Origin of the sequence: Pseudomonas chlororaphis subsp. piscium, assembly GCF_003850345.1 — a bacterium.
GTDB lineage: Bacteria > Pseudomonadota > Gammaproteobacteria > Pseudomonadales > Pseudomonadaceae > Aquipseudomonas > Aquipseudomonas piscium.
On record NZ_CP027707.1, the window covers coordinates 5,318,301 to 5,333,156 of the forward strand.

Annotated in this window: 12 protein-coding genes; 4 read left to right on the forward strand and 8 right to left on the reverse strand. The window is 62.8% G+C overall.

The features are described 5' to 3' along the window. Positions 1–6: 6 nt before the first annotated feature. Together C4K38_RS23880 and C4K38_RS23885 are read right to left on the reverse strand one after the other, a co-directional pair. Positions 7–1,188, reverse strand: a complete 1,182-nt coding sequence (locus tag C4K38_RS23880) for a CaiB/BaiF CoA transferase family protein (RefSeq protein ID WP_053280453.1) — start codon at positions 1,186–1,188, stop codon at positions 7–9. A gap of 151 nt (positions 1,189–1,339) precedes the next feature. Continuing rightward, on the reverse strand, positions 1,340–2,674 hold the full coding sequence (locus C4K38_RS23885; RefSeq protein ID WP_053280454.1) for a dicarboxylate/amino acid:cation symporter: 1,335 nt from the start codon (positions 2,672–2,674) through the stop codon (positions 1,340–1,342). A 343-nt stretch (positions 2,675–3,017) separates the two neighbouring features. Between C4K38_RS23885 and C4K38_RS23890 the strand changes: the two genes are divergently transcribed. Beyond that, on the forward strand, positions 3,018–4,016 hold the full coding sequence (locus C4K38_RS23890) for an AraC family transcriptional regulator (protein ID WP_053280455.1): 999 nt from the start codon (positions 3,018–3,020) through the stop codon (positions 4,014–4,016). 9 nt (positions 4,017–4,025) lie between these two features. On the opposite strand, the gene C4K38_RS23895 is transcribed toward C4K38_RS23890, so the two are convergent. The 3 genes from C4K38_RS23895 to C4K38_RS23905 all read right to left on the reverse strand — a co-directional run bounded on the left by C4K38_RS23895 (position 4,026) and on the right by C4K38_RS23905 (position 6,767). Next, positions 4,026–5,372, reverse strand: coding sequence for an ATP-binding protein (locus tag C4K38_RS23895; protein ID WP_053280456.1), 1,347 nt, complete (start codon positions 5,370–5,372; stop codon positions 4,026–4,028). Then, positions 5,369–6,046 (reverse strand): response regulator, encoded by a 678-nt coding sequence (locus C4K38_RS23900; RefSeq protein WP_007931776.1) that lies wholly within the window; start codon positions 6,044–6,046, stop codon positions 5,369–5,371. The genes C4K38_RS23895 and C4K38_RS23900 overlap by 4 nt, the downstream gene beginning before the upstream one ends. Positions 6,047–6,164: 118 nt before the next feature. After that, complete coding sequence (locus C4K38_RS23905) at positions 6,165–6,767, reverse strand: hypothetical protein (RefSeq protein ID WP_053280457.1); 603 nt, start codon at positions 6,765–6,767, stop codon at positions 6,165–6,167. Between the two features lie 144 nt (positions 6,768–6,911). On the opposite strand from C4K38_RS23905, the gene C4K38_RS23910 reads away from it, so the two are divergent. Together C4K38_RS23910 and C4K38_RS23915 are read left to right on the forward strand one after the other, a co-directional pair. After that, on the forward strand, positions 6,912–7,703 hold the full coding sequence (locus C4K38_RS23910; protein WP_053280458.1) for a dienelactone hydrolase family protein: 792 nt from the start codon (positions 6,912–6,914) through the stop codon (positions 7,701–7,703). A gap of 103 nt (positions 7,704–7,806) precedes the next feature. Beyond that, entirely contained in the window at positions 7,807–8,532 is a 726-nt protein-coding gene (locus tag C4K38_RS23915; protein ID WP_053280459.1) for a 4'-phosphopantetheinyl transferase family protein, read from the forward strand. 27 nt (positions 8,533–8,559) lie between these two features. Here the strand turns inward: C4K38_RS23915 and C4K38_RS23920 are convergent, their stop codons facing one another. The 3 genes from C4K38_RS23920 to C4K38_RS32405 all read right to left on the reverse strand — a co-directional run bounded on the left by C4K38_RS23920 (position 8,560) and on the right by C4K38_RS32405 (position 11,424). After that, complete coding sequence (locus C4K38_RS23920; RefSeq protein WP_025805689.1) at positions 8,560–10,170, reverse strand: ATP-binding protein; 1,611 nt, start codon at positions 10,168–10,170, stop codon at positions 8,560–8,562. Continuing rightward, a complete protein-coding gene (locus C4K38_RS23925; protein WP_053280460.1) occupies positions 10,167–10,892 on the reverse strand; it encodes a winged helix-turn-helix domain-containing protein in 726 nt (241 codons plus the stop codon). Before C4K38_RS23925 ends, C4K38_RS23920 begins: the two co-directional genes overlap by 4 nt. Positions 10,893–11,256: 364 nt before the next feature. Next, complete coding sequence (locus C4K38_RS32405; RefSeq protein ID WP_155274260.1) at positions 11,257–11,424, reverse strand: hypothetical protein; 168 nt, start codon at positions 11,422–11,424, stop codon at positions 11,257–11,259. A gap of 198 nt (positions 11,425–11,622) precedes the next feature. On the opposite strand from C4K38_RS32405, the gene C4K38_RS23930 reads away from it, so the two are divergent. Further along, positions 11,623–14,514, forward strand: coding sequence for a ribonucleoside-diphosphate reductase subunit alpha (locus tag C4K38_RS23930; protein ID WP_053280461.1), 2,892 nt, complete (start codon positions 11,623–11,625; stop codon positions 14,512–14,514). Positions 14,515–14,856 lie beyond the last annotated feature (342 nt).

Below are 14,856 nucleotides of genomic sequence, written 5' to 3' on the forward strand. Positions count from 1 at the left end.
AGGCGCTTACAGGATGACCCGGCCCTGGCGTAACTCAGCGATGCGCTGCGCGCTGTAACCCAGCTCGGCCAGCACCTGGTCACTATGCGCCCCCAGCTCCGCCCCGATATGCCGAGGCTCCGGCAGCCCCTGGGAAAACTTCAACGGACAGGCCATTTGCGCCTGGTAGCTGCCATCGCCACGCGGCACCTGGCTGACCAACTGCCGTGCCTGCAACTGCGGATGCGCCACCGCCTCCGCCAGGCCCAGCACCGGCTCGACGCAGGCATCGACTGCGGCAAACAGCTCTCGGAGCTCGGCAAAATCGCGCTTCTCGAACTCGACCTGCAGGGCCAGCTTGAGCGCCTGCTGTTGTTCCGGCTGCGGTGACAGCCCCTGGGCCGCCAGTTCCGGACACCCAAGCGCCTTGCACAGCGCCTGCATGAACGGCGGCTCCAGGCTGCCCACCGACAGCCAGCGGCCATCCCGACTGCGGTAATAGTCATAGAAGCTGCCGCCATTGAGCACCTGCTGCTCCGCCGCGGGCTCGATCCCGCACGCCAGGTAGCCGGCCCCGGCCATGGCGTTCAGGCTGAACACACAATCGGTCATGCTCACGTCCAGGTGCTGCCCCAGGCCGCTGTGCTGGCGGGCAATCACCGCCGCCAGCAGGCCGATCACCCCATGCAGCGAACCTCCGGCGATGTCCGCCGCCTGGATGCCCAGGGGCAGCGGCCCGCTATCCTTGCGCCCGGTATAGCTGGCCAGGCCCGCCAGGGCCAGGTAATTGATGTCATGGCCGGCGCGATCCCGGTACGGGCCGGTCTGGCCATAACCGGTGATCGAGACATAGATCAGCTTCGGATTGAGCGCCTTCAACACCTCGTAGCCCAGCCCCAGGCGCTCCATCACCCCGGGACGGAACTGCTCCAGCACGATGTCGTACTCCAGCACCAGTTGGCGGATCACCTCCAGCGCCTCGGGTTGCTTGAGGTCCAGCGCCAGGCTGCGTTTATTGCGATTGAGGTAGGCGTGGCTGGCGGACACGCCCTGATCGTGGGGCGGCAGTACCCGCAGCAGGTCCATGCGGGTCGGCGACTCGATGCGCAGTACCTCGGCGCCCATGTCCGCCAGCAGCAAGGAGGCGAACGGCCCCGGCAGCAGCGTGGAGAAATCCAGTACCTTGAGTGACGCCAGTGGCCCTTGCATGAGCACCCTCCCTTGCCGATTGATTGCCCACAGAGTAGGCAGCGTCTCGCGGCCCGGCAATCACCGCAAGCGCCACCCGGGCTGACCGTTGCGCTCAAACGCCGGGCATGAAAAAACCCGCCGGAGCGGGTTTTTCATCAACGCGGTGAAGTTACTTCACGGTCGTCGGGGTTGGGCCTTCGGCGACGCCCAGGTCATCTTCTTCGCGGGTGTCGGAAATACCACGACCACCGGAAGCCAGCTCGACCTGCAGCTTGTCTTCGTCCAGTTCCTTGACCCACTTGGCGACAACCAGGGTGGCCACGGCGTTACCCACCAGGTTGGTCAGCGCACGGGCTTCGGACATGAAGCGGTCGATACCCAGGATCAGCGCCAGGCCGGCCACCGGCAGGTGACCCACGGCCGACAGGGTCGCCGCCAGCACGATGAAACCGCTACCGGTCACGCCCGCGGCGCCTTTGGAGGACAGCAGCAGCACCAGCAGCAGGGTGATCTGGTGGGTGATGTCCATGTGGGTGTCGGTCGCCTGGGCGATGAACACGGCCGCCATGGTCAGGTAGATCGAAGTACCGTCGAGGTTGAAGGAGTAACCGGTCGGGATCACCAGACCCACTACCGATTTCTTCGCGCCCAGGCGTTCCATCTTGATCAGCATGCGTGGCAGGGCCGATTCCGACGAGGAAGTACCCAGTACGATCAGCAGCTCTTCACGGATGTAGCGGATCAGCTTCAGCACGCTGAAACCGTGGGCGCGGCAGATACCGCCCAGTACCACCAGCACGAACAGCACGCAGGTGATGTAGAAGCAGATCATCAGCTGGCCCAGCTGCACCAGCGAACCCACGCCGTAGGCGCCGATGGTGAAGGCCATGGCACCCAGCGCACCGATCGGCGCGAGCTTCATGATCATGTTGATGATGTTGAACATCACGTGGGCGAAGCGATCGATGAAGTCCAGTACCGGCTTGCCGTAGGCACCCAGGCGGTGCAGGGCGAAACCGAAGATCACCGAGAACATCAGCACTTGCAGGATGTCGCCGTTGGCGAAGGCGCCGACGATGGTGTTCGGAATGACGTTGAGGATAAAGCCGACGATGCTCTGGTCCTTGCCGGCGGTGACGTAGGCCGCCACTTTCGAGGCATCCAGGGTGGACACATCGATGTGCATGCCGTTGCCCGGCTGCACGACGTTGACCACGACCAGGCCGATCAGCAGGGCGATGGTCGAAACGATTTCGAAGTACAGCAGCGCGTAGCCACCGGTCTTGCCCACCGATTTCATGTTCTGCATGCCAGCGATACCACTGACGACGGTACAGAAGATGATGGGCGCGATGACCATTTTGATCAGTTTGATGAACCCGTCACCCAGGGGCTTGAGGGCCACACCGGTCTGCGGGTAGAAGTGACCGAGCAGGATGCCGATGGCGATGGCAACGATCACCTGGAAATACAGGGATTTGTACAGTGGCTGACGAGTCGTCATTGCAAAGTTCCTCAAGAGCGCCGTTGCACACCATCCATCGATGCACACGACGCCTAAAGTGCGAACCCTCCTGCGCTGGAGGGATTTGTTGTGTTGAGCTGCGGGGAACACCTCTGGTTGCTCCCTGCTCCTCGCTATCGCAAAGCTCGTGCCAGCTTGCCGAAAAACCCTGAAGGCCTTTGGACATCAGGGGTTGCGCCCGCCTTTGGTTATCCCGGCTCCCGGGTGAAGTGGCGGATTTCCGCCCATCACCCGACGCTCGTCCTACAATTTGGCGGATATCCGCCTTGTCCAGTCGTTGGCGGCTGTTAACATCCGCCACTTAATGGACGGATCAACCTTCATGCGCGAACGCACCATCGCCAGTCATTTCGCCCGCGCCGCCCTGGGCGGGGCCCGCCGGCGGGGCTACGACTATTCGGAGTTGCTGCAGACCCTGGGCATCAGCCTCGAACTGCTGAACGAACCCAAGGCCCGTATCGCCCCCGAGCAGTTCACCAGCCTGCTGCAACAGCTCTGGCAGGTCCTGGATGACGAGTACCTGGGGTTCGGCGACGGCCCGAGCAAGCGCGGCACCTTCGCCATGATGTGCCACGCCCTGATCCACTGCAGCAACCTGGAGAAGGCCCTGCAGCGTGGCCTGCTGTTTTACAGCCTGTTCCCCCAGGCACCGCGGCTGAGCCTGACGCGCGAAGGGGAAATGACCCGCCTGAGCCTGGACGACGCTGCGCTGTGGGACCCGGACCACTTCCTCAGCGAGAGCCTGCTGGTGATCTGGCATCGCCTGGGCAGTTGGCTGATCGGCCAGCGCATCCGCCTCGAACAGGCCTGTTTCAGCTACCCGAAACCCGAACACGGCAACGAATACGACCTGCTGTTCCCCTGCCCCCTGGTGTTTTCCTGTGACCGCAGCAGCCTGCTGTTCCACAGCCGCTACCTGAGCATGCCGCTGCTGCAGGACGAACGAACCCTCAAGCACTTCCTTGAACGCTCCCCCGCCGACCTGCTGGCCCGCCCGGACGACGGCGACAGCCTGAGCAGCCAGCTGCGCCGCCTGCTCAGCCGCGACAGCAACCATTGGCCGGACCTGGAAAACATCGCCCAGCACCTGCACATCAGCCCGCAGACCCTGCGCCGGCACTTGCGCGAAGAAGGCACGAGCTTTCAGGAATTGAAGGATCAGTTGCGGCGCGATATCGCCATCTACCATCTGCGCCGGGCCGACCTGTCATTGCAACAGATCGCCGAGCAGACCGGCTTTTCCGAACCCTCGGCCTTTCACCGCGCGTTCAAGAAGTGGACCGGGCTGACGCCGGGCGCCTACCGCGCCCAGGAAACCTGAACGCGTCGGTCAAATCGCCGGGAAGTGAATGCGGAACGCCGCCCCGCCCAGGGTGGAATCCCCAAGGGTCAGCTGGGCGCCGTAGCTGTCGATGATGTCCTTGACCACCGCCAGGCCGATCCCCTGCCCCGGATGCTGGCGATCCAGCCGTTCGCCGCGCTGGAGAATCCGCGCCCGCTGGTCCGGCGGCACGCCCGGCCCGTCGTCCTCGACACACAACTGCGCGCCGTGGAGGTCTTGGCGGACACTGATGCGCACTTCGCTCAGGCACAGGCGATAGGCGTTCTCCAACAGGTTGCCCAGCAATTCGAGCAAGGCCCCATGCTCGATCGGCACATAGCAGCGCTCCGGCAGGTCGAACGAGACCCGTACCTGTTTGTCGCGATAGACCTTGTCCAGGGTGTCGCACAGGCTTTTCAGCACCGGACGCAGGCGCACCTGGTGACGCACCAGGCCGCTCTTGCGCAGGCTGGCACGCTGCAACTGGTAGCTGATCTGCTGGCTCATGCGTTCGATCTGGGTCTGCAGCACCCAGGCCTGTTCGCGGTCCTGAGGACGCAGGGCCATGTCCTCGCTGACCCCTTGCAACACCGTCAGAGGGGTTTTCAAGCTGTGGGCCAGATCGTCCAGGGAATCGCGATAACGGCTGCGCTGCTCGCGCTCGCTGTGCAACAGGCGGTTCAACGAACCGGTCAAGCGCAACAGTTCGCGCGGATGTTCTTCGCTGAGGCTTTCCCGGGTGCCGCTTTCGATTTCGTCCAGCTCCTGGCTCAGCCGGCGCAAGGCCTGCAGACCCCAGGTCAGGCCAAGCCAGAGCAGCGCCAGGAGCACCAGCAACGCGGCGCCGAAACCGAGGTAGAGGTTTTCCCGCACGCCCTCCAGGGTCAACTGGTACTCACGTACTGGCTGCAGGGCGACGATGCTGAACGCCGCGCTCTTACCGCCCAGCAGCTTGACCTCGACGTCGTAGACGAAAAACTCCTGGCCGTTGACTTCGCGGATACGCGCGAACTCGTTGCCGCGTCCGTCATAACGCGGCTTGTAGTTGATGTTCTCTTCCTGAGTCGCCCTGGAACGCCAGACCAGCCGCCCCTCCCGGTCATAGATGTAGCCCAGGAGGCGACTGTCGGTCAGGTTGAAGCGCTCGTCCGGCAGTTGCGCCGGCATTTGCAGGTGATTGTTCTCGACCCGGGCCGCCGAGATCAGCGTGGTCACATCGGAGGCCAGGCGCTGCTCGATGGAATCCTGCAACGCCAGGCTGAACGCGCCTTGCATGGCCGGCAACAGCGCCAGCATGAACAGCACTGCCAGCGTCGTGGCCGCCAGCATCAGGCGCAGGCGTAACGATCGGATCATCGGCAGCGCTCGTTGAACAGGTAACCCAGGCCGCGCACGGTATCGATGGGCTTGAAGCCCGAAGGGCCTTCCAGCTTGCGCCGCAGGCGGCCGACCAGCACTTCGATCACGTTCGGATCGCGCTCGTCATCGTCCGGGTACAGCTGTTCCATCAACCGGTCCTTGGCCACCACCTGCTGATGGTGGCGCATGAGGTACTCGAGAATCCGGTATTCGTAGGCGGTCAGCGCCAGCGGTTGTTCGTCGAGCGAGGCCTGCTTGCGATTCAGGTCGAGCAGCAGCGGGCCGGCGATGATGGTCGATTGGGTGAACCCGCTGGAGCGGCGCAGCAGCGCATTCAGACGCGCGTCCAGTTCCTCGAACTGGAAGGGCTTGACCACATAGTCGTCGGCGCCGGCAGCCAGCCCTTCGACCTTGTCCTGCCAGTTGCCGCGAGCCGTCAGGATCAGGATCGGAAACGCCTTGCCCCGCGAGCGCAGCTGACGGATCAGGTCCAGCCCACCCATGCCCGGCAGGCCCAGGTCGATCACCGCCAGATCATGGTTGAACTGCTCGGTCTGATACAGCGCCTCCTCGGCATTGGCCACGGACTCGACCACATGGCCGCTGTCCGTGAGGCGGGTTTGCAAGTGATGGCGCAGCAGCGCCTCATCTTCAACGACGAGCAGTTTCATGCAGCTCTCCCAGGCAAAATTCGACATCTCCAAGGGCGCTCAGGCGCCCTGATCGTATATATGGCAACGCCGGATCCTGCCTTGGCAGATCCGGCGCGGTCAGAACCAGGACGATATTTTAGAAAGCGTAGTTGGCCGACAGGTAGGTCTGGGCGCTGCTGGTCAGGCTCAGCGAACCCTGCTTGCTGCCACTGCGCTCGCTCATCTCGGTGCTGGCATTGCTGCGCAGGTAACGGTAACCCAGTTCGACCGAAGTGTTCTGTGAAACCTGCTGCAGGACGCCGGCCTGCACGCCGACGGCATAACCGATATCGCTGTCGCGGCTGAAGCCTGGGGAATCCTGGGTCAGCTTGGTCAGGCCCGCGGTACCGCCGCCGAACAGCTTGGTGCTGCTGGTCACTGGCAGGAACACATCGTAGCTGCCGAGCAGGTTTTCCTGGCGCAGTTTAATGCCATTGTGGGAACCGGAGACATTGTCGTAGGTGGCGTAGTAGCGGTGCTGGTCATTCTGCTGACCCAGGCGCACGCCCCAGGTGTTGTCCTTGCCGATCACACCGTCGGCGTTCGGATGGTTCAGGTTGCTGTTGAGCAGGCTGGACTTCTTGACCTTGTCGCTGGTCTGGCCGTAGGTAAGGCTGGCGAAGTTGCTGTCGGCGGCCTGGACGACAGCGCTGGCGCCGAGAACAGTGAAGGCCAGGATCATCTTCTTGAAAGTAGTCATGGGGGTATTTCCTCATTCGCTATGTGTTTTTGGGTACGGGGCCAGACTACCGACCCCGCCCTGAACTCCCCCTGAACACACTCTGAACCTCGGCTGAATCAAATCGACTAGGCTGTTTGGCAGTCTTTTAAAGGAGAACGGACCATGCGCGCGCTTTTCGCTTGCTTGTTGTTGGCTTTCTGCGGCTTGAGCCAGGCGGCCATCAAGACCCAGGAAATTCCCTACCAGGGCCCCGACGGCATTCGCTTCATCGGCTACTACGCCTATGACGACGCCCTGCAAGGGCCACGTCCCGGAGTCGTGGTGGTGCATGAATGGTGGGGCCTGAACGACTACGCCAAACGCCGGGCCCGGGATCTCGCGGCCTTGGGCTACAGCGCCCTGGCCATCGATATGTACGGCGACGGCAAGCACACTGAGCACCCGAAAGACGCCATGGCCTTCATGCAGGCCGCCTCGAAAGACAGTGCCGCCGCCAACGCGCGCTTCAAGGCCGGGCTCAACCTGCTGAAGAAGCAGCCACAGACCAACCCGGACAAGCTGGCCGCGATCGGCTACTGCTTTGGCGGCAAGGTGGTGCTGGACGCGGCGCGCCAGGGCCTGCCGCTGCTCGGGGTAGTGAGTTTCCATGGCGCCCTGGTCACCAACACCCCCGCCACTCCAGGCAGCGTCAAGGCGAAAATCCTCGTCGAACACGGCGCCCTCGACAGCATGGTCACCGCCGATAACGTCAGCGCCTTCAAGGCGGAAATGGACAAGGCCGGCGCCGACTACCAGTTCGTCAACCTCGAGGGCGCCAAACACAGCTTCAGCAATCCGGATGCCGACCGCCTGAGCCACGGCGAACATGGCGGGCTGGACATCGGCTACAACAAGGCCGCCGATGAACGCTCGTGGGCGGACATGCAGGCGCTCTTCAAGAAACTGTTCGACTGACTCCGCGCCGACCGCCCCGGGCCCTCAACTCCCGGGGTGGCGGCATCAAGGCCGACGGTTGCCAGGCTACCCTCCAGCCTTACAACCCGGCAAAATGCCTGGCATGAATCTCATCCCTACCCTCCCCGCCTGCTGCTCCCCACTCGACGACCAGTGGCCGCTGCCCGATGCCCTGCCGGACACCGTCCTGCTCGGCACCCATTTCGATGCTTCGCGCCTGGCCAGCGACGACTTCCAGCTCAGTGCCATCGAGCCGCCCGCAAGCATTCAACGTTCGGTGGCGAAACGGCAGGCCGAGTTTCTCGCCGGGCGCTTCTGCGCCCGCGCCGCTCTGCAACGCCTGGACGGCCTGGACTGCATTCCACCAATCGGCGAAGACCGGGCACCAGTCTGGCCAGCGCACATCTGCGGCTCGATCACCCACAGCACCGGGCGCGCCGCGGCGATCGTCGCGCGCAAGGAGCATTGGCGCGGGCTGGGCATGGACCTGGAGAACCTGCTCAACATCGAACGGGCGGAACGCCTGGCGGGGGAAATCCTCATCCCGGCCGAAATGCAGCGCATGGCCGCCGCCCCGCGCGAGCAACTGGCGCTCTGGGTCACCCTGACCTTTTCGGTGAAGGAAAGCCTGTTCAAGGCGCTGTACCCGATCGTCCAGCAACGCTTCTATTTCGAACACGCCGAAGTGCTGGAGTGGACAGGCAGTGGCCAGGTCCGCCTGCGCCTGCTGACCGACCTGTCCAGCGAGTGGCGCAGTGGCAGCGAGCTGGATGCGCAGTTCGCCGTGCAGGACGGGCACCTGCTGAGTCTGGTCAGCATCCGGGCTTGATGCCCGGACGAACCTGATCGAAAGCCCTCAACCTTTATCCTGATGCCGTGGCCAGCTCAGGCTGAAACAGGCACCACCGAGGGTCTTGCTCCTGCTGATCAACGCCCGGCCGTCGTGCCAGTGAATGATCCGCCGCACGATCGACAAGCCCAGGCCATGACCGCCCGAAGCCCGGGTACGGCTGTCATCCAGGCGCAGGAACGGGGTGAAGATCCGTTCCCAGGCGCTTTCCGGAACCCCCGGGCCATCGTCCTCGACGTCGACCCGGCAACGCATCTGCCCCACCTGGTAACTGACCAGCACCTGCGACTCGGCGTGGCGCATAGCGTTGCTCACCAGGTTCTGCAACGCCCGATGCAGGTAGCGCGGCTCGGCCTCGACCCAGGCGCCATCGCAATCCGCCGCGGACAGGCACGAACCGCGCTGCACCTTGACCTGCGCCCGCAACGGCGCCAGTTCGCTGATCACCTGGTTGATCAGAGCGTCCAGATCGATGCGCTGGAAGTTCAGCGCCGGCGAGCCCTGCTCCAGCCGCGCATAGGTGAGCATTTCGTCCACCAGCCGGTCGAGGTCCTGGATATCGTTGTCCATACCCTCCATGTACTTGTCCCGGGCCTGGGGCGTCGTCGCCGAGCCGATCATCTCCAGGCCGAAGCGCAGGCGCGCCACCGGTGTGCGCAACTCGTGGGACACCGCGCGCACCAGCTCGCGCTGGATCGCCAGCAAGCGCTGCAAGTGCTCGGCCATGCCATTGAAGGCCGCCGCCAGCCGCCCCACGGAGTCGGCGCCACCGGCCGGCACCCGGGCTTCCAGACTGCCTTTGGCAATGCGCGTGGCCGCCGATTCCAGGCCACGCAAGCGTCGCTCCAGCTGGCGCACCAATAAATAGACGATCAAACCGATCAGGCTCAAGCCCAGCACCGCGATCAACACCAACCATTGCGGCGGGTAGGGATTCATCTGGTACAGCGGGCCAATTTCCAGCACCCAGGGGGTGCCCACCATGCCCGCGAATACACGGATCGAGTCGCCGCCCTTACCCAGGGCCATCACCGTGTCGCCTTCGGAAACTCGGCGGCGCTGGTCCTCGTCCATGTCCGCATCGTCCTGGGTGACCAGGTGCATGTCGAAACCGAAGCCCTTGTCCTTTTTCAGCGCCGCCAAGCGTTCCGGCTGCTCGGCCACCGGAAAGCGCACCAACTCGTCGGCCAACAGATAAATAGTCGCCCGCGCCAATTGTTCGCTGATCTGCTGCACCTCACCGGTCAGCAGCAGTTGTTCCGACTCGCTGACCAGACGATAGACCCGCGCCGCGTAAGGCCCGGTCTGCTCCACCAGGGCCTGGCCGCGCAGCACGCGGTTGCGCTGCCCGAGGTCGAGGCCGGTCTGGGTGAAGGTTTGCAGGGTCAGCGGGATGCCCAACAGGCGCTCCCACACCGCCAGGGCGCGGCGGCGCTCGATTTCGCTCATGGGTTGCAGGTTGTCGGCCATCAGCGAGAACGTGCCGTGGGCCAGGCGCTCGCGGTATTGCTCGCTGCGCACCTGGTTGAGCAGGTGCAGCGCCAGCACGCCCAACAGCGCCACCAGAATCAGGGCGGCGCACATGCCGCCGTAGATGCGCAGGAATATGGAGTTCACGACGACAGGTCGGCAGCGGCTTCGGGGACGAACAGATAACCCTTGCTGCGGATGGTCTTGATCAGCCGCGGGTGTTCCGGGTCGTCGCCGATTTTCGGGCGGATTCGTGAAATGCGCACATCGATGGAACGGTCCTGGCCGTCATAGCCGATGCCGCGCAGGGCGGTGAAGATTTCCTCGCGGGACAGAATGCGCCCGGCGTTGGCCACCAGCAGCCAGAGCAGGTCGAACTCGGCGCTGGTCAACTCGATACCGGCATCGTGCAGCCAGGCTTCGCGCAAGGCGCTGTCCACCACCAGAGGGCCGAATTGCAGGCGCCGGGACTTCTCCGGTGCGACGCCTTCCACGGGTTCGCTACGCCGCAACAGGGCCTGGATCCTGGCCAGCAACAGACGCGGACGGACCGGCTTGCACACGTAATCGTCGGCACCGGTGTCCAGCCCCAGCACCTGGTCCATGTCGTCAGTGCGCGCGGTCAGCATCAGGATCGGTCCGTCGTAACGGTCGCGGACCTTGCGGCAAATGCTCAGGCCATCCTCGCCGGGCAGCATCAGGTCGAGGATCACCAGATCGGGTTGTTCGGCAATGATCCGCGCCGCGGCCAGGGCGCCATTGCCCTCGATGGCGACGCGCAGTCCGTTGCTCTGCAGATATTCACAGGTCAACTCGGCCAGTCGCTGATCGTCCTCGACGATCAATATCTGCCACGTTTCTTGCTCCACAGTGACCTCTGCTTGCCAGATACGGGCTCAGGAAGAATCCGCCCGTCTTTTTGTAATGTGAGATGGATAAAACAATCTCTGGAAGGCCCGATTGTAGCAACGGCAAAGGCCGTGAACACAAGGCGCTGAATGCACTCGGTAAAGGCGTTTTTTTGTGATAGGGTTCGCGCCCGCAAAAATCCGCCCCGGGCAGTTTTGCAGGGTAAAAAACAGTGACAAACGGTAGGATCCAGCCCTGCTGCGGCCTGCGTGAGGTTTACCTGCTTCATACACAATTTACGCACAACCTTATCCACAGGCTGTACGTTGCAATCACCCCCAAAAACGCATTATCTTGTAGCTCGGCCGCAAAAAAACCCTACATCTAGGGTTTCAGGCCAAAAACCAAACACAAATCAGACAAGAAACTCAAGCGCTTTTCTTGCACTCGTTTGGTGGAACCAATCGGATTTTCAGAAGCCAAACCGCGCGTGCGGATGGCTGCGGTTTTCCAGCCCACGGCAAGGAAAACGGTACGGGTGTTGCAGTACATGACTGTCACCCACCAGGAATACGGTCACGAGCCACTGGCTCGCGGCCTATGACTTCGGCATGGAAGCGGCGCCAACAGCCCCCTTCCTGAACTGTCCCGAAGTCGTTATGCCCGGCGTGCGCCGGTTGTAGTGCTTCAGGACGGAACGGTGGGCACCCAAAGGGTGCCCAAACAAACATAGAGAACGTGGAGACACCCATGCAAACCGACACAACTCGCGAGAACCCGCAGGCCAAAGCGCCGCAGGCTGCCGATTCCAACCTGGATCTGGCTGCCACCGCGCCTGGCCAACTGCGAGTGATCAAGCGTAACGGCACTGTCGTTCCTTACACCGATGACAAAATCACCGTCGCCATCACCAAAGCGTTTCTCGCAGTTGAAGGCGGCACCGCTGCCGCTTCGTCGCGAATCCACGACACCGTCGCTCGCCTGACCGAACAGGTCACCGCCACCTTCAAGCGTCGCATGCCTTCGGGCGGCACCATCCACATCGAAGAGATCCAGGACCAGGTCGAACTGGCCCTGATGCGCGCCGGCGAGCAGAAAGTTGCCCGCGACTACGTGATCTACCGTGACTCGCGCGCCAAAGAGCGCGCCACCCGCACCCCAGGCGAAGAGCCGGTGCAGGCTCACCCGTCGATCCGTATCACCCGTACCGACGGCAGCTTCGCGCCTCTGGACATGGGCCGCCTGAACACCATCGTCACCGAAGCCTGCGAAGGCCTGGAAGAAGTCGACGGCGACCTGATCCAGCGCGAAACCCTGAAGAACCTCTACGACGGCGTAGCGCTCAAGGACGTCAACACCGCCCTGGTGATGACCGCGCGCACCCTGGTAGAGCGCGAGCCGAACTACTCGTTCGTGACCGCCCGCCTGCTGATGGACACCCTGCGTGCCGAAGGCCTGAGCTTCCTGGAAGTGGCCGAGAGCGCCACTCACCACGAGATGGCTGACCTGTACGCCAAGGCACTGCCGGCCTACGTCGCCAAAGGCATCGAGTTCGAACTGCTGAACCCTGTGCTGGCCGACTTCGACCTGGAAAAACTCGGCAAGGCGATCAACCACGAGCGCGACCAGCAGTTCACTTACCTGGGTCTGCAGACCCTGTACGACCGTTACTTCATTCACAAGGACGGCGTGCGCTTCGAACTGCCACAGATCTTCTTCATGCGCGTGGCCATGGGCCTGGCGATCGAAGAGAAGCAGAAAGAAGACCGTGCCATCGAGTTCTACAACCTGCTGTCGTCCTTCGACTACATGGCTTCGACCCCGACCCTGTTCAACGCCGGTACCCTGCGTCCACAGCTGTCGAGCTGCTACCTGACCACCGTGCCGGACGACCTGTCGGGCATCTACGGCGCCATCCACGACAACGCCATGCTGTCGAAATTCGCCGGCGGCCTGGGCAACGACTGGACTCCGGTGCGTGCGCTGGGTTCCTACATCAAGGGCACCAATGGCAAGTCCCAGGGCGTCGTGCCGTTCCTGAAAGTGGTGAACGACACCGCCGTAGCCGTGAACCAGGGTGGCAAGCGCAAAGGCGCTGTATGTGCCTACCTGGAAACCTGGCACATGGACATCGAAGAATTCATCGAACTGCGCAAGAACACCGGTGACGATCGTCGTCGTACCCACGACATGAACACCGCCAACTGGATCCCTGACCTGTTCATGAAGCGTGTCTTCGATGACGGCAAGTGGACCCTGTTCTCGCCATCGGAAGTGCCGGACCTGCACGACCTGACCGGCAAGGCCTTCGAAGAGCGCTACGAGTACTACGAAGCCCTGTGCGAATACGGCAAGATCAAGCTGTTCAAGACCATCCAGGCCAAAGACCTGTGGCGCAAGATGCTGTCCATGCTGTTCGAAACCGGCCACCCTTGGCTGACCTTCAAGGACCCGTGCAACCTGCGCAGCCCGCAGCAGCACGTGGGCGTGGTCCACAGCTCGAACCTGTGCACCGAGATCACCTTGAACACCAACAAGGACGAGATCGCCGTTTGCAACCTGGGCTCGATCAACCTGCCGAACCACATCGTCGACGGCAAGCTGGACACCGCCAAGCTGCAACGCACCGTGAACACCGCCGTGCGCATGCTCGATAACGTGATCGACATCAACTACTACTCGGTACCGCAGGCGAAGAACTCCAACTTCAAGCACCGTCCGGTCGGTCTGGGCATCATGGGCTTCCAGGACGCGCTGTACCTGCAGCACATCCCTTACGGTTCCGATGCCGCCGTCGACTTCGCCGACAAGTCCATGGAAGCGGTGAGCTTCTACGCGATCCAGGCTTCCTGCGACCTGGCCGACGAGCGTGGCGCCTACGAGACGTTCCAGGGTTCGCTGTGGTCCAAAGGTATCCTGCCGCTGGATTCGCAACAAATCCTGATCGAATCCCGTGGCCAGAAGTACATCGATGTCGACCTGAACGAAACCCTGGACTGGGCACCGGTGCGCGCCCGTGTACAGAAAGGTATTCGTAACTCCAACATCATGGCCATCGCTCCGACCGCGACCATCGCCAACATCACCGGCGTGTCGCAGTCGATCGAACCGACCTACCAGAACCTGTATGTGAAATCGAACCTTTCGGGCGAATTCACCGTGATCAACCCGTACCTGGTTCGCGACCTCAAGGCTCGCGGTCTGTGGGACTCGGTCATGATCAACGACCTGAAGTACTACGACGGTTCCGTGCAGCAGATCGAGCGCATCCCGCAAGAACTCAAGGAGCTCTACGCGACTGCCTTCGAAGTGGAAACCAAGTGGATCGTCGACGCCGCCAGCCGCCGCCAGAAGTGGATCGACCAGGCTCAGTCGCTGAACCTCTACATCGCCGGCGCTTCGGGCAAGAAGCTCGACGTGACCTACCGCATGGCCTGGTACCGTGGCCTGAAAACCACTTACTACCTCCGTGCCCTGGCCGCGACCAGCACCGAGAAGTCGACCATCAACACCGGCAAGCTGAACGCTGTTTCCAGCGGCGGCAACCACGGTGACGACTCGGTCCTGGCGGCTCCAGCCGGTCCTGCTCCAGTGCCGAAGGCTTGCGCCATCGACGAGCCGGATTGCGAAGCTTGCCAATAAGCTGAGCCGATAGGCGCCTCCCGGCGCTTATCCGAACCCCCGACAGGCCCCTGGCCTGCCGGGGGTTTTCTTTTGCCTGGGAAAAATCCACAGCACCACCAAAGCAACAGGACGGCACTCGAGGACGAAACCCTCCCACAACCTGTTGCAGGCGACTTGCCAGAAGTTCCCATCGTCAGTTTCACGGGAATGGACCAGCCGAACAGCCCTGCGGACCAGGCAGCCGCGGCAGGACCGATACGCCTCCTCCGCATGCCATATCCCTCATCGCGAGCAAGCTTCGCTCCTACAGAAGCGGGCCGTGGTCGATGAACCGTGCAGGCACAAAAAAGCCCCTGCGGT